This is a genomic window from Thermofilum pendens Hrk 5 (genome assembly GCF_000015225.1).
Taxonomy (GTDB): Archaea; Thermoproteota; Thermoprotei; order Thermofilales; family Thermofilaceae; genus Thermofilum; species Thermofilum pendens.
Genome location: NC_008696.1, coordinates 1 through 13,805, shown reverse-complemented (window position 1 = coordinate 13,805; position 13,805 = coordinate 1). Strand labels below are relative to the sequence as shown.

Here is a 13,805-nt window from a genome sequence, read left to right as displayed (position 1 = left end):
AAATTTTTGTGGAAAACGGGGGTTAAAATCTCTATCGCTTTTCCCTAACCTTGATTATACGACCCGACACCCTCAGCACCAGCTCCCCGCCCTCCACCTTCACGTCCTCCAAGGTAGCCTCCCCCCGCGAGTCGCCAATCTTGGCTAGAGCACCGAGCACCTTGCGCCAGTGGTTCTTGCAGAGCAGTACGTCACCCACGCGTATAACGGCTACCTCCCCGCAGAAGCACCTAGGCACCTCTTCTCCCATCCTCGACCACCCGCTTACTGCCCACGAGCTTGAGCCTTATCTTCCCCTGTTTAGCCATGATTGCGAGGAGCGTCACGACCCTCTGGGGGGTATACCACGCCCTGACCCGCTTATCCCCGTCGGCCTGCCTCCTCAGCTCGTCCATTATCGCCGTGAGCGACACCTCCCCCCTCTGCCTCACCATCTCCAGCACCAAGTACTCGAAGTACTCCCTGACACCGCCTCCGTAAAGCTGAACCCACTCGCCGAAGCTCATCACCTCGCATTTCTTCTCGCTCACAGGGGGCTCGCCCCCGCCTTGAGAGCCTTCTTAGCCTCCAAGACCTTCCTCTCGTCAGGGGGCCTCTCGAAGACCCTTCTTACCTCGTCGAGGAACTGCTCCCCGTAGCCCTCTATCACCTCGAACTTGCCCCGGGGCACGAGCCAGTAAACCGAGAGGTACGCCGTAACGGCGGCTATGCTTCCCGCGACTATCTGGAGCTGGAGGTCGTAGCGGTGTAGCCCGTAACTGCCCGTCAGCAGTAGAGCCGAGAGCCCCGTCAACCCCGTGATTAGGAAGACCATGAGCGCGAAGGGGAGGAAGGCGAAGGTCTTGTCCAAGCCGTGGAGGACGGCTAGGAAGAGGAGCCCCGTGACCACATAGAGCGCGAAGAGGAAGTGCAGTGGGCTTGTAACCCACAGGACGCCTAGGGCTACGACGCTAGCCGCGAAGGCGGTGCCGGCTTTCAGCACCCTCTTATGCTTCCTCAACACCTTTACAAGCTCGATTAACCTGCGCATGTGTAAACGGGCGGAAAACCGGAGAAAAAACCTATCGTTTTTCCTTTACCCTATCTCTATGACCAGCTCCTCCCGCCTCTTCTTCAGGTAGTAGGCTACCAGCACTACGAGCAGGGCTAGGACTATCAGCAGTAGGTACTCGGGGTGCTCCATCAGCCATGCTAAGACCCCTTGAACCCAGACCAGAAGCTCGCCTAGGTTTATCCTACTCTTCTCCGATGGAGTGTTGATGGAGGGCTGAGACGGCATCGTCGGAGCCGTGGGCTGGTTTCCACCGCCACCGCTAGGCGGAGCCGTGGACGGAGCGGTGTAGACGAAGAGCACGGTGTCCGTAGATACGGGGTCAACCGTAGCCGTCGAGCTATTGCTCAGCTTGTAGGTTGTCCCTCCCACCGTGACGTTCTGGGGCACCGTGAATACGTATATGATAGGCGTGATGTAAGCCGCGGTCACGTTCAACGCGTCCACGCCGGCGGTGGCAGTCCTCTCCGTGCCGTTAACCTTGTACGCTACGGTTAGCCCGACCTTCTCCCCGTTGGACTCCCCGATGAACCTGACCGTGAGCGTCTTGTTGAAAGCCACCCTCAACACGACGGCTACGGGCTCGGGCACCTCCTCTCCTCCAAGCGTCACGCTGACTCCCAGTGTGTAGGCTGGAGGGTTGACCGGCACGGCGTTGACGGTTAGCAGGGCTAGGAGTAGTAGCGGTAGCGCTACTACGCTCCTCCTCATCCCTCCTCGCCTTAAGGCTTGTTTACAAAGGGGTAGCTGAAGCTCACGCTGAAGATGTAGGGCCTATCGGGCTTGACGGGTATCGGCTGGCTCGGCACGTAGTCCACTATCACGACGTCCTTCCCGTTCTCGAACCTAACCCTCAGCTGTATCCTAGTCACGTAGTCGTTGCTGGTGAACTTGAAGGCTTGGCTCAGCGCCCATACCCCCGGGCCCACGGTGACGGTTGGCTCCTTCACGGAGACGGTGCCGCTCGACGTGAAGACAGATATGGTGGTGTTTATGGGGACGGCGACGGCGACGTTGAAGGTGAAGGTGGAGCCGTCCGTAGCGTTGAGCGGCACGACTTGGTCTTTCGCGTTGTAGAGGAATGCTAGGAACATGTAGGCGAAGTTGGTGGTCAGGGGCTTCTTAAAGTAGAAGGTGTAGACGACTGTAACGACGTCGTTGGGGTTGACGGTTATAGCCGTGGCGAACGAGTCGTTAGTAATCCTCATCCCGCCGCACGAAGCCCCGGGTGCCAGCGAGTATACCTGTCCGGTGGGTCTAGCCAAGTGCACCTCCTTTATATTGGTGGCCGTAGCACCGGTGTAGGTGAAGCTCGCGGTTAAGTACAGCACCGTGCCGGTAGCGTTCACCACCTTGTTCGCTAGGTCTACGCTCGTACCGGAGAAAACCGCCTCCCCTATCTTCGAGCCGGACGTGTTGTAGAAGACCGCCACCAGCCTAGGAAGCGGGGTCTGCGTTATGGCTACCTGCCACGGGCTCGCCGCGCTCGCCGGACACCCGTAGAACCTGCCCTTCTGCAGTATCCAGCTGTAGCTCCCCGGGGTCAGCGCCGCGCCGTACGCGGAGACGGGCTCCACCACTCCGGTAAACGTGGAAGTCTGCGTGAAGCTGGAGGTAGGCGTGAACGCTATGGGCGCTAGGTAGGAGAAGGCGCTCGTAAAGCTGTGCATCCTCTGGGTAGCCGCGAGCCTACCGTTGACGTAGACGGAGACGTAGGCGTCTATGTACTTGCCTGTGTCGATGGTCTCGGAGGGCACCTCCCTCTTGTCGGCGTCTAGGTGTGCGAGGTAGACGGCTCCGGCTACAACTGCTAGCAGTAACGCTACTACCAACAGCTTTTTCTTGTCCATACGCATCGCTTTAGACGTGTTTAGAGGCCTATTTAACGGTTTATTGAGGGCGGCGGTACTCACCGTGTTCGACGCGTACATGACCATGGAGGTTAAGCCCCCCGGCTACCACCTGTTGTTCACGCTCCTAGTCCTAGCCGTCAGCTTGGAGGACGCGTGGAGCGCTACTTTGAGGAACTTCCTCGCCTACACGCTCTTCGACGACCTAGCGTACCTATGGGCGGCTATACCGCTTGGCTACAGCGTAGACCCCTACACGTGGTACCGGTACCAGCTCGGCTTGCTGGGCTGGGAGAAGTGGTGGGACGCGGACTTCTTCGTAAAGATACCCGTCTACTCGTGGCTCATGGGGCTGACGGTCTACGCACGGCTAACCGCGCTTCTAGCCCTGTGGCTCCGCGAGAAAAGGCTACAAAATTTTGTGGACAACGCCTTCCGCGCCTACACCTTCCCCAGATGAATGAAATTAAGCGCAGAAATCTCTTATTCGTCTCTTGCCTCTATAAAATAAAAATAAATTAAGCGGAGAAATCTCTTTCTCGTCTGTTGCCTCTATAAAAACAAAAAACGTTTAACGTTTCAGGGAGACAGGCTTACTTTTTCTTCCTGAACCAGCCCCGTATCTTCTTCGGTCTCGCCTTAGACCATGCCAGCGGGCGGCACCTGTCCTCCAGCCCTACTGGGCACTTGCCCGTCCAGACGTCGTACAAGGGGCACATGTGAGGCCGATAGGGGCACATGTGAAACGCTACCCGTAAGTGTTGCCTAGATTCCCTGAGGAAGCGAGAGGCGAGCTGTTTCATCCCCCTCCTCTTAGCCTCTTGGCTCATGTTGAAGTACCTCTTTGTTTCGTACACGTGCATCAAGAACAGCTCCGTCCGAGTCATGTAGCTCTCTAGGCTCGGCTCCGGCTTAGCAATCACTACTTCATCCGGCTCGTTAACCCTTTCCTCGTCCTCCTCTACGACCTCCTCTTCCACGGGCTCCTCCTCCTCTTCTACGATTTCCTCATCTTCCTCTATGACCTCCCAGTCCTCCCGCTTCACCTGTTAACCACCCACTTCATCCTTCTGTATACCTGAATCAACTCCATGGCTTCCCTCACGTAGTTCTCGGCGCGGGCCAGAGAGTCAGCCAGCTTTGGGTTTGAGGCGTAGATGTCGATGCGAGTAGAGGAGATGTGGAAAAGCGCGCCCTTCAAGAGCGTCAGGCTCTTGTCCAAAAGGTCTCCCTCCGTGTCTTTCTTCGGGAGAAGACCCTCGCGGCGCATCTGCCACATGTACCACCTTACTTTCCCCGTAGGCACCCCTAACCGTTCCGCCACAGCCCTAGGCGTCCTGAAGCCCTGATTCCATAACTGTAGGATTGCTTTTCGCATTTCGAGGTTTTTCTCCCTAGCCACGGTTAAACGCCCGCAGACCAAGCATATAAACCTAGCGTTGAATCGATTTTCAAACAGCGTTTAGATTGACGGGAAAAGCCCGAGACAAGCCGTTAAAAAACCGTTTTTTCGCTGAAAAGACAATCCAAACACTCAAGGAAACAAAACAAACGCTACCTCCGACCCTGAGACAGTATCCCGACCCAAGGATTGCCCTTGACGAAGCTGGGTAGCTCCTCCTCGGAGTCCTCGGCGGGAGCCGGCGGGGATGGCGGCGGATTAGCCTCAAAATTTTGTGGCTTTTCGTTCTCAGGGGGCTTCTTCTCGCGCGGCTTGACCGGCTTGCTCTCGATTACGAACCTTTTACCCCCGCCTTCCAAGCGCTGGCGTTTCTTGAGCCTTCGGACGACGCTCGTGGGCTGGTAGTGGATAAGCTCGTTGTTTAGGAGCTTGTCGATTAGGTAGTAGGCGCTCTTCAAGCCTTGCCCGCGCGCCACAATCTCTACTACGTGCCCTCCCCGCTTGTACCGCTTAACCTTCACCTTGAACAGGTAGTTCTTATCTCTGGGCATTTTACCCCCGTTCTAAACGCGCAAAATGCGTTAAAAACGCTTTTTATGAGAAGAAAGCCCCCCTCTCCCCCCTAGGAAGTTTTCCCGTGCATTTTCATGCACATCATCTTTGTGTATCCCCGTGTATCCGTGCATAGCCACAGAGAAATAGCGTTAAAAGGGGGAGCGCCGAGGGAGAATCGTATGTGGCTACTAGTATTCGACCCCGTAGAGGCTAAAGCGCTCTACGCTCGCATAGAGGAGATGGGCTTCCTAGAGACGGAGCTGGTCATGGTGGCTAAGGTCGTCTTCTCTACATTCGACAAGATGGACGACGGGGTGAAGAGGGCTAAGAGAGCCGCCTCCAAGTGGTGGAACATACCCGCCAAGATAGCCATCCGGCTATTCCCCAGCTGGTACTACATGCACATGGCTCCCAGCTACCTCTTCCACGCGCCTCAATCCCTAGCGGCGAGCGTTGACACGGGCAAGGGAGCATTGCACCTGTTATGGGCCGACGTCGTCGAGGTGAACAAGGCGGAGTACCAGCTCGTAAGCCTGTTCAAGAACGTCGAGGACGTCAAGAGCTTCCTAGAGGGGGAGAAGGTGTTCAAGCGCGCCCTAGCCCTAGCCACGGCTAGGAAGCATGACGAAATTGCAGAGATGAGCAAGGCTGTAGCCGAGATTATAACCGTCTCCGCGAGAATCCTCAAGACTATCGTGGACAACATCCCGGGAAGCTACGACATCATCGAGCAGGTTCTCAGCAAATATAACGTTAAGGGGGAAACCGTGGTCGAATTCGCCACAAGCGAGGCTGTAGCCAGACAGCTCCTAGCAAAGCTAAAAGAGATGGCTGGAGCACCTGCACCCGCGGGAGCCCCCGCTCCCACACCCGCCTAAAATGAGTTTTTTCTTTTTTGTTCTCGTTGAGAAAAGGGGTATGCCCAGAACCCCCTATACCCCCGTTTTCGCGGTAAGAATAGGTCTAAAATAGACTAGGAAGGTTGGATAGTTATATAATTAACCCCCTATACTATTTTAGTCTAGACTTATTATAATAGGGGGTTGGGGGTATACCCCCGGTTCAGCATACCCCCTACTCTCAGAAAACAGAGAACAACCCATAAAAATGAAAACGAGTTTTACCGGGGAGCGCTGGGAGCGGCTCATAAAAGGTAAAAATGATTTTTAGCGGAAAACAGGGGGAAGTCCGTGAAAAGAAAAACGGGAGGATTAGCCACAAAATTTTGTGGCGAAAACTGGCGCGCAGAGGCGCTGTCTTCTCGGCTACTTTTTCTTCTTACCGGGGTTTCGATTATTTGTTAATTAATTAATTAACGATGGCTTTATTTGTGTGGACATTGCTGTGTGTTTTGAACGCTTATGCCCCGTCCCAAAAAGCTTAGAAACGCTAAGGTCGTGCCTTTGGTCTTGGAAGGTGAGCTTTACGAGCAGGCTAAGCGCATCGCGGCTCAGCTCGGCGTAAGCGTAAGCGAGTATGTTAGACAGGCGCTCAAGGAGAAAATCGAGGCGGACAGCGTGAGGCTCGGGCTCAGCAACGTGTTCGAGGAGAAGGCTGTAGCTCAGGCGCGCGATGGAAGCCTTACGGCGGAGGTGGCGGGCGTGCCCCCCTTGGCTGTAGCACAGTTCAATGATTTCGCTAGGAGCTGGGAGGAGCTGAGACCTGCGCTCGCAAAGGCTGTCGATGAAGTGAAGATGCTGTGGGGGGAGTGGCAGGGGCTGGATGAGGAGGCTAGGCATTACGCCGAGAAGGAGGTACCGCCGCATCTACACGATAAGTGGGTGAAAGTGGAGGGTAGAGGGGAGATGTGGGGGCGTCAGGCTTTCCAAGCTTTCGTGGAGGAGTATAAGGCGAAGAGGATGAAGGAGCTGGCGGGAAGGCTGAGGGAGGTTGACGCGGTCATTTCTAGGTATTGGAAGCTCTACTACGTCTGGATGAAGCTTAGAAAGGAGGTTTTCAGGGACGATAACAAGGACAAGGAGATGCTGTCGAGGGCGGCTAAAATCGAGGCAGAGCTTGCTAGGATGTATGAGCGTATCGCCGAGGTTAGAAAGGAGAGGGAGGAGCTTAGGCGAGCCCTTTACGGCTCTCAGAAGAAGGGTCGCCGGGGCTTTTCGACGGCGCGGAGACAGTAAATCCACAAAATTTTGTGGCTAATCCTCCCCCGAAAGCGATATAACCCTGCACGGACGAATCCTAAACCCTTATCTAGGTCTGCCGCGCGTAAAGCTGGCTGGAAGGGTGGCAGGTATGGGGCTCAGGGATTGGCTTAGGCGCGGAGGCTTGGAAGTGGAGTTCGAGGACGAAGAAGAGCTTGTCGAGGCTCCCCCGGGGCTTGAAGAAGAGGAGGAGCCGTGGGAGGAGTGGGAGAGCGAGGAGGAGTACTGGGAGCAACCTCCCAGAGTTAGGAAGTGGTGGTGGGAGGAGTCCGAGGAAGAGGAGGAGTGAAAAGCCACAAAATTTTGTAGCCTTTTTCGCGGAGTAGCAGTCCACACCGCTCCGAGGACGGTGTGGAGTACGGCTCCCCTTTCCTTTAATTCTCCCTAGGGTTAAAGTTTATAAGCCCGAAACTGAAGCGAGTAACGGTGGCTATGCACAGGCTTACGGAGGAGCAAATCAACCGAGTAAATGCTACCCGGAAACTCCTAGTAGTCGATTCCTCCAAGCTACCTAGGGGCTTGCTACGCTACTTGACGGAGAAGTGGCGGGGAGACGCCTCCCAGCTTCTGGCTAACGCGGCTAGCTTCCTGCCGTGCAGGTGCAGGGATTGTATATGCACCGATGAGCCCAGAAACAACCCCGGCGGAGACGTCGTGATAGTCGCGGGTTTCTTGGAGTGGCAGTTGTTCTTACAGGTCACGGAGAAGTACGGCGTATGCTTCGAGACCGTCGAGCAGGCGTTAACATTCGCGTGGGAGGTCATGCCCAGTAGCTTCAGGAGGCTGTGAGAGGATGGCTAGGTATAAGAGCGCGCGCGTCGGGGAGAGAGGGGAGCCTAAGCCTAGGTGCTGTGTCTGCGGTAGCGAGGATGTATGCGCGAAGATTGAGGGCAAGTTCTACTGCTACAAGTGCGGCTCAAGGATAATCGTGGAGCACAGCAGGAGAATCGTGGAGGAGCTTGTAGCCAAGTACCTCGGAGAAAAGCTTTTAACGCAGGACGACCCGTTTAACTGGGGAGGCGGGTAGGCTTTCCGCGGCGCGCCCCTCACACGCATCTCTCTCACCCGACGTGACCCGCCTCCCCTGCGCGGTGGCTTTCTACCTGCGCGAAAAAGAGAAGAAGAGAAAACGATAGCCACAAAATTTTGTGTTTTTTCTCCTCAACGCTTTTATAGCGCGTGTACGGTTCTACGGTCTCGATGGAGGAGTATAGGCGGTTGAGGCAGTACCTGTTGAGGAAGCCCACGCTCGGGGGCTGTAGGGTTGAGCGTGTACCGGGGGGCTACAGGGTTGTCTGCAGGCGCGGTAACGCGGTGGTGAGCGAGGAGGGTGCGGTGTTCCTTTTCGAGGACAACAGGATGGCTTTCTACAAGGGCGATGTGAGCGTGGAGGGCAGGGACTTGAGGTACCCCGCCAGACCTTTCAGCGAGGCTTTAGCGTCGATAGGCTTTCAGGAGGAAGCCGAGTCTCCGGAGGAGCTTTACGGCATGGCTGAGTCCGTGTACACCGCTTGGGAGGAGGACATCGAGGAGGTCAAGCGTAGGTTGAGGGAGAGGTACGGCGAGGTCTACGAATAGCCACAAAATTTTGTGGCTTTTCCCCGTCAACGCTTTTATACTCCTCCGGTCTCGTGTTTCTCGATGAGCAAGAGGTATCCTCACTTCGAACTCAAAAAGCCGATGCTGGGGGGCTGTAGGGTTGAGCGTTACGGGGAGGGCTTTCTGTTGAAGTGTCCGCGTGGAGAGGCGTACGTCGAGCCCGAGCACGTATCGGTTACCGTGCGTCGCGACAATACGGTTACGGAGCAAGCGTTCTTTAGGAGCGAGGACGGTTGGCTGTTGAAGGTTGCGGGGGACAGGCTGTTCAACGCCGATACGTCTTTGTCGGACGTTTTGTCGTCGATTGGCTTGTACGATGAGCCTAGAGAAGCGTTGGAGTCGATGGGGTTCGACGTTGACGAGGTTGAACCGGTGGTTACAAGGGTCGAGTCGGTCGAGTCTCCGGAGGAGCTTTACGGCATGGCCCGCAGAGCCTACAACAAGTGGAGGTCTAGCAAGGCTTACGTCGAGTCGGGCGAGCTGGCATTCACTCTTCCGCGGGGTGAGGTATAATGAACCGTAAGGCGTCTGTACCGATGCTGGGGGGATGCATCGTAGTGCATCAAGTGTATCCGCCGTCCAAGAGTGTCGGCGGGAAGGGTGAAGCCGTGTACTTCTTGAAGTGCCCCGGAGGGTTCGTCGAGGTACACGAGCACGTAACGGTGATTCGACCTAAAGGCGAAGAGGAGTTCGGCTACGTGTTTAGGAGCGAGACCGAGGGGTGGTACGGGCCGGGTGCCCGAGTTCTCTCGTGGGTTCCTCTCTGGCACTACCTCGACGACATCACGGACGGCAAGTTCAAGAAGAAGGTGCACACTCCGGAGGAGCTTTACAGCTTGGTTGAGGAGGCGTACGCGCAGTGGGAGGCGGAGGTAGGGGTCTGAATAACCACAAAATTTTGTAGCCTTTTTCTCCCCGTCAACGCTTTTATAGCCCAACGTCGCTCATCGTTGATGAGCGGGTATGCCTAGAATCGTGCCTTTCGAGTACGCTGGCTGTAAGGTGGAGCGTCAGGGAAACGCGTATATACTGGTGTGCCCCGCGGGCAGGGCTATCGTGAAGAAGGACGAGGTAGTCCTCTACACGCCCGAAGGCGCTGTAAGAGTGTTCTCTCCGGACGTCCACGCAATCAGGGGCAAGATAAGCGCCGTCGAGCCCGTTAAGCGCGGGCTACCGGAGCTTCTAAGCGAGATTGGGAGCGAGGCGAGCGCCGAGAGCCCGGAGGAGCTTTACAACGATATAAGGCTGTACGAGGAGACGGAGGCGGCTCCCGAGAGGCTCTGGAGGGAGTACGCGGAGACGGAGAGGAGGCTCAGGTCGCTGAGGAGCTGGCTCTACGAGTAGAACCTTAAAATAGGTGTGTAGCCTCTTTTTCTCCCGATAGGTATGCCTAGAAAGAAAGGTATAGCCAAAGCGGTTTCAAGGGTGCTTAAGAGCGACGCCTTCGCCGTGGCAGTATTCGTACTCTTCATGGTGGGAGCGATAATTGTAGGCTGGAACCCCTTCGGCTACACGCTAGGACTGCCCAACCTACTGCTGGAGGGAGTCTTCGTCCTCGGCATGTACTTCATTTACGCCACGAAGCTCAGGCACAGGCTGATATGAGGGGTGGTGGGGGTGGACTTGGACAGGGCGATTAAAACCGTGGGCCTCGTGAACGCCGTGCTCACCACGGTGCTGATAACGCTCTGGGTCATAGCCGCGTTTAGGAGCGTAGTCGTCACGGCAGAGGTGGCAGGCATACCCTTGGTGCCCCCGCTCGCCGCTACCCAGCCTAGCCCCGAGACGGTTGGCAAGGCGATTATAAGCCTGCTCTACACCGTCTTCAAGTACGTAATCTACGCCGTCATAGTGATAACGGGTATATACGTGGCGCTGGGCTTGGTAGCCAACTTCGTAACCGCCTTCCTCCCCATAACGGTGCCTAGGGCTACCCTCAACACGCTGATAAAGAACATCCTAGCCCTCTTCATCATCAAGCTCGTGGTGGACGCGAGCCTCAGCTACTTCGGCTACTCCGCCGACGTAGCGGAGAACATGGCTGTCTTGGAGGGCGTGGGCGGAGCCCCGTCGCTCCTGCTAATAGCGGCTATGGTTACGGGCGTAGCGGTGGCAGTCTACTTGGTGTACAGGGCTCTCAAGAAGAGGCTCGGAGAGGTAGAGGTGGTGCTTGAGTGAGGGCGGGGAGCTACAAGGTAGCGCTAGTCCACTACACCGCCATAGCGGTAGCCGGCATACTGCTGGCATACGTGGCTCTGAGGGCTTTCCTGCTACTGGGCATACTCTACGTAATCGGAGCCGTGGGCGGCCTCATAGTCTCGCTGGTAGTGGGGGCTCTGGCGGGGGCGATACCCGGTCGGGGGGAGGCTAAGCCCAACAACCCGTGGACGCTCGTGATGCCGGTAGCCCTCAACGCCGCGATACTGTTCAGCTTGGTCAGCTACGGGTACAGCAACCTAGCACTGATGGGCACGTCCATGGTCGTCCTCTTCTTGGCTAACAGGGGCTTCAAGCCCCCCGAGCCGGACATGGCCCGCGGAGTGATAGGCGGCTTCGCCGCCTTCATAGTCGTCCTAGTCCTCTCCCTGCTCACCAACCTCTTCCTGCAGGGGAGGCTTGAGCCCTTGGGAGGCTACAACGGCACCCTGCTCTACACGGGTATAGCCCCCGCGGCTAGCTCGGGCGGGCTGGAGGCTCAGTTCTGGGCTTTCATCATGTTGTTCGTCGTGGCTGTCTCGGAGGAGATGTGGAGAGCCGCCACCTACTACAACGTACTGGCTAACAGTAGCCATAGGCTAGCCACAGTCATAGCCACCACTTGGTTCCTCTTCATGCACGTGCCCAGCAGGATGCAGTACGGTCTACAAGCCCCCGTGATTATCGCCTTGATAGGCATCGCCACGCTGACGATGTGGTTCTTCGCCCGGGGAGACATCTGGGCAATGGTGGTAGCCCACGGCATATACAACACCGCGTTAGCCGGCATCGCGTACGGCATGCTACCCGTGGAGCTACTGCTCCTAGCGATATTCGTCTACGCGGTATGGTACTCCGGCTCGGGCGTCACCGTCGAGATACCCGAAAAGGTAGCCGAGAAGGTGAAGGGGGTGGTGGCATGAGGCCGGACGAGGCTGTTAGAACCGCTAAGGCTATCAGGCTCCTCTTCGCCCTGCTCAACACGCTACTCTTGGTGCTACTCATACCCAGCGCTTTCAGGATGGCTCTCGGAGGCATAGAGCTACCCATGATGCTGGGGAGCATCGCCGGGGTAGCCCTGAGCAGGAGGTACCCGCAGGTCTCCGGCATCATCCTGCTAATCAACGTCTTAGCCCTCGTGGTCTCCGCCGGAGTCCCCGCGATAATCAAGCCCCTAGCTCCCCCGGTAAGCCCGGTGAACCTGACCAAGCCTTAAAAAGGGTCTTTTTTTCTCTCCCCCCGTCAAAGGTTATATAGGCGGTAGACCGCTTCTTTAACCGTGGCTGAGGAGAGGAAGAAGCCTGTAGAGGTCAAGGAGTACGAGGCTTCCGAGTACCTCAAACAGCTGGGCTACTCCGAGGAGGAGCTTAGGCGGATGGGCGTTCTGCCCGCGGAGGAGGTGCCGGAGCCCGTCGAGGTCGAAATCGAGGAGATACCCGAGGCGGAAATCGAGGAGGCGCCCGAGGTGGAGGTGGAGATAGAGGAGTACCCGGGCGAGGAGGAGGTTGCAAAGGCTAAGGAGGAGCACGAGAGACAGGTCGCCGAGGTCATGGACAAGATTAGGGACGCCGTCCGCGGCATGATGAAGACGCGCGCTTGGGTCATGGTTCACGGTAAGCCCTTGGAGACACTGCCCCCGCTTAAAAAGGAGGACATAGCCGCGGTGGCGAAGACTCCGGAGGGCGACGTCTCGATAATCACGAAGGAGGGTAAGGAGTACGTAGTCGTAGCCGGCGAAAAGGTATACGAGGTGGAGCTACCCCAAGAGGACAAGCTCGCGGTTCAGAGGCTAACGGCTGAGCTCAGCAAGAGGTACGGAGCCGCCGCCGTCACGGAGGCTGTGGACAGGATGCTGAAAGAGTACGCGCCGAGGCTGTACCCCGCGCTCAAGGAGAAGGCTCCCGCCGCGGTCGCCGCGGTCGGCAAGGCTAAGGAGGCTGTTAGCGGTGCCACGAAGGGCTGGAAGCTCGCGCTCTACCGGGCGTTGTACCCGGGCGTGCTGAGCACGTACGACTACTTCTCGCGGATGACGGAGGCAACGCTGAACATGGTGGCGGCTCTGGGCTTGACGGGGCTCCTAGCCTACCTGATTACGTGGGCTAGGGGCTTCGCCGCGTCGGGGGCGGGCGGGCTTTGGGGGTTGATGGAGGAGAAGGACGTGGTCGTCGCGCTGTTCAACTTCCTGCTGGACTTGGCTAGCTACACGCTGATACCCGCCTTGCTAGCCGTCTTCGTATTCCTCTTGGTGTACTTGGGCGGGGCAATCACGGGGGCGGTTCGCCTGATAAGGGTGGGGGGAGAGTCTAGGAGCGTCGTTGTACCCCTGTTCAGCTTCGTCTCCGCCGTCCTAAACGCGATGTTCAGGCAGATGCTCGTAGGCTACTTGGTGGGGGCTGTGGCGGAGTACGTGGCTATAGTAATCGTGGCGCTCTTGTCTAGCGTGGTTCTGCTGTGGCTCGGACTGCTAGCCGTCTCCGCTTTGACGGGCTTGTTCTTGGGCGGCATACAGGGAGCCTTGGTCTTCGCGCTCCTAGTATTCCTCCCCGTGGCTAGCGTGCTCGCGGGGGCGCTGACGCTCGTACTGCTGGGCAGGAGTAGCAGGGCTATGCTGAGGCTCACCGATTTGCCCACGCTGTTGCTAGCCACGGTGGTAGCAGTTAGCTACAAGTTCGCCTTCATACAGCCCCTGCTCTGGCTGGTCTTGGCCGCCGTGGTCGTCATCCTAGGCATAATAGCGGCGTCTAGACCGGTCGAGAGGCTCATGGTCTTGCTGAGGGGAGTCGCGGTGATAGCCGGGGCGATATTCGCGGTTCACTTGGGCTACTCGGGGATAGAGGACTTCGTGGTGCCCGCCTTCCGCCTGTACTGCCAGATTCTAGGGCTCCCCGAGGGGGTAGTCAACACCGCGGTGGACTGGGCTAGGAAGATTCTCTACGTAATACCGTAAAAGCGCTGGCTTTTTATCTCCCTTTTTCGTTTATCTTTCTCGGTGG

At 57.2% G+C, this 13,805-nt stretch carries 23 protein-coding genes; 15 read left to right on the top strand and 8 right to left on the bottom strand.

The features are described from left to right. Positions 1-31: 31 nt before the first annotated feature. Genes TPEN_RS09485 through TPEN_RS09465 form a run of 5 tightly spaced genes read right to left on the bottom strand, consistent with a single transcriptional unit; the run spans position 32 to position 2,901 of the window. Positions 32-250: a hypothetical protein gene (locus TPEN_RS09485; RefSeq protein WP_011751381.1), complete on the bottom strand. Its 219-nt coding sequence runs from the start codon at positions 248-250 to the stop codon at positions 32-34. Continuing rightward, a complete protein-coding gene (locus TPEN_RS09480) occupies positions 231-530 on the bottom strand; it encodes a hypothetical protein (protein ID WP_011751380.1) in 300 nt (99 codons plus the stop codon). The genes TPEN_RS09485 and TPEN_RS09480 overlap by 20 nt, the downstream gene beginning before the upstream one ends. Then, complete coding sequence (locus TPEN_RS09475) at positions 527-1,030, bottom strand: hypothetical protein (protein WP_011751379.1); 504 nt, start codon at positions 1,028-1,030, stop codon at positions 527-529. Before TPEN_RS09475 ends, TPEN_RS09480 begins: the two co-directional genes overlap by 4 nt. 45 nt (positions 1,031-1,075) lie before the next feature. Beyond that, the gene (locus TPEN_RS09470) at positions 1,076-1,762 is read right to left on the bottom strand and encodes a hypothetical protein (RefSeq protein ID WP_011751378.1); all 687 of its coding nucleotides are present in this window, start codon (positions 1,760-1,762) and stop codon (positions 1,076-1,078) included. Positions 1,763-1,773: 11 nt separating this feature from the next. After that, positions 1,774-2,901 carry a hypothetical protein gene (locus tag TPEN_RS09465; protein WP_052885423.1) on the bottom strand — a complete coding sequence of 376 codons (1,128 nt, stop codon included), beginning with the start codon at positions 2,899-2,901 and terminating at the stop codon, positions 1,774-1,776. A 43-nt stretch (positions 2,902-2,944) separates the two neighbouring features. Here TPEN_RS09465 and TPEN_RS09460 point away from each other — a divergent pair, with 43 nt between their 5' ends. Next, positions 2,945-3,361 carry a hypothetical protein gene (locus TPEN_RS09460; protein ID WP_148678129.1) on the top strand — a complete coding sequence of 139 codons (417 nt, stop codon included), beginning with the start codon at positions 2,945-2,947 and terminating at the stop codon, positions 3,359-3,361. 133 nt (positions 3,362-3,494) lie between these two features. Here the strand turns inward: TPEN_RS09460 and TPEN_RS09455 are convergent, their stop codons facing one another. The 3 genes from TPEN_RS09455 to TPEN_RS09445 form a co-directional block, all read right to left on the bottom strand. After that, positions 3,495-3,947: a hypothetical protein gene (locus TPEN_RS09455; RefSeq protein ID WP_011751376.1), complete on the bottom strand. Its 453-nt coding sequence runs from the start codon at positions 3,945-3,947 to the stop codon at positions 3,495-3,497. Then, on the bottom strand, positions 3,944-4,303 hold the full coding sequence (locus TPEN_RS09450; RefSeq protein WP_052885421.1) for a hypothetical protein: 360 nt from the start codon (positions 4,301-4,303) through the stop codon (positions 3,944-3,946). Before TPEN_RS09450 ends, TPEN_RS09455 begins: the two co-directional genes overlap by 4 nt. A gap of 152 nt (positions 4,304-4,455) precedes the next feature. After that, positions 4,456-4,854 carry a hypothetical protein gene (locus tag TPEN_RS09445; protein WP_011751374.1) on the bottom strand — a complete coding sequence of 133 codons (399 nt, stop codon included), beginning with the start codon at positions 4,852-4,854 and terminating at the stop codon, positions 4,456-4,458. A gap of 183 nt (positions 4,855-5,037) precedes the next feature. Here TPEN_RS09445 and TPEN_RS09440 point away from each other — a divergent pair, with 183 nt between their 5' ends. The 14 genes from TPEN_RS09440 to TPEN_RS09375 all read left to right on the top strand — a co-directional run bounded on the left by TPEN_RS09440 (position 5,038) and on the right by TPEN_RS09375 (position 13,759). Further along, on the top strand, positions 5,038-5,736 hold the full coding sequence (locus TPEN_RS09440) for a hypothetical protein (protein ID WP_011751373.1): 699 nt from the start codon (positions 5,038-5,040) through the stop codon (positions 5,734-5,736). Between the two features lie 483 nt (positions 5,737-6,219). Then, positions 6,220-6,993, top strand: coding sequence for a hypothetical protein (locus TPEN_RS09435; RefSeq protein ID WP_011751372.1), 774 nt, complete (start codon positions 6,220-6,222; stop codon positions 6,991-6,993). 115 nt (positions 6,994-7,108) lie between these two features. Next, entirely contained in the window at positions 7,109-7,306 is a 198-nt protein-coding gene (locus TPEN_RS09430) for a hypothetical protein (RefSeq protein WP_011751371.1), read from the top strand. Positions 7,307-7,449: 143 nt separating this feature from the next. Then, positions 7,450-7,806 carry a hypothetical protein gene (locus tag TPEN_RS09425; RefSeq protein ID WP_011751370.1) on the top strand — a complete coding sequence of 119 codons (357 nt, stop codon included), beginning with the start codon at positions 7,450-7,452 and terminating at the stop codon, positions 7,804-7,806. A 4-nt stretch (positions 7,807-7,810) separates the two neighbouring features. Next, positions 7,811-8,044 (top strand): hypothetical protein, encoded by a 234-nt coding sequence (locus TPEN_RS09420; protein ID WP_011751369.1) that lies wholly within the window; start codon positions 7,811-7,813, stop codon positions 8,042-8,044. A 173-nt stretch (positions 8,045-8,217) separates the two neighbouring features. Continuing rightward, positions 8,218-8,595, top strand: coding sequence for a hypothetical protein (locus TPEN_RS09415; protein WP_052885418.1), 378 nt, complete (start codon positions 8,218-8,220; stop codon positions 8,593-8,595). Between the two features lie 63 nt (positions 8,596-8,658). Next, a complete protein-coding gene (locus TPEN_RS09410; protein ID WP_052885417.1) occupies positions 8,659-9,129 on the top strand; it encodes a hypothetical protein in 471 nt (156 codons plus the stop codon). Beyond that, positions 9,129-9,500 (top strand): hypothetical protein, encoded by a 372-nt coding sequence (locus tag TPEN_RS09405; RefSeq protein WP_011751366.1) that lies wholly within the window; start codon positions 9,129-9,131, stop codon positions 9,498-9,500. Before TPEN_RS09410 ends, TPEN_RS09405 begins: the two co-directional genes overlap by 1 nt. 79 nt (positions 9,501-9,579) lie before the next feature. Beyond that, on the top strand, positions 9,580-9,960 hold the full coding sequence (locus tag TPEN_RS09400) for a hypothetical protein (protein WP_052885415.1): 381 nt from the start codon (positions 9,580-9,582) through the stop codon (positions 9,958-9,960). A gap of 42 nt (positions 9,961-10,002) precedes the next feature. Beyond that, a complete protein-coding gene (locus TPEN_RS09395; RefSeq protein WP_011751364.1) occupies positions 10,003-10,221 on the top strand; it encodes a hypothetical protein in 219 nt (72 codons plus the stop codon). Between the two features lie 12 nt (positions 10,222-10,233). Further along, a complete protein-coding gene (locus tag TPEN_RS09390) occupies positions 10,234-10,794 on the top strand; it encodes a hypothetical protein (RefSeq protein WP_011751363.1) in 561 nt (186 codons plus the stop codon). Then, positions 10,791-11,735: a CPBP family glutamic-type intramembrane protease gene (locus tag TPEN_RS09385; RefSeq protein WP_011751362.1), complete on the top strand. Its 945-nt coding sequence runs from the start codon at positions 10,791-10,793 to the stop codon at positions 11,733-11,735. The genes TPEN_RS09390 and TPEN_RS09385 overlap by 4 nt, the downstream gene beginning before the upstream one ends. Next, a complete protein-coding gene (locus tag TPEN_RS09380; RefSeq protein ID WP_011751361.1) occupies positions 11,732-12,028 on the top strand; it encodes a hypothetical protein in 297 nt (98 codons plus the stop codon). The genes TPEN_RS09385 and TPEN_RS09380 overlap by 4 nt, the downstream gene beginning before the upstream one ends. Before the next feature lie 63 nt (positions 12,029-12,091). Beyond that, on the top strand, positions 12,092-13,759 hold the full coding sequence (locus tag TPEN_RS09375; protein ID WP_011751360.1) for a pre-mRNA-splicing factor CWC21: 1,668 nt from the start codon (positions 12,092-12,094) through the stop codon (positions 13,757-13,759). The last annotated feature ends 46 nt before the right edge of the window (positions 13,760-13,805 follow it).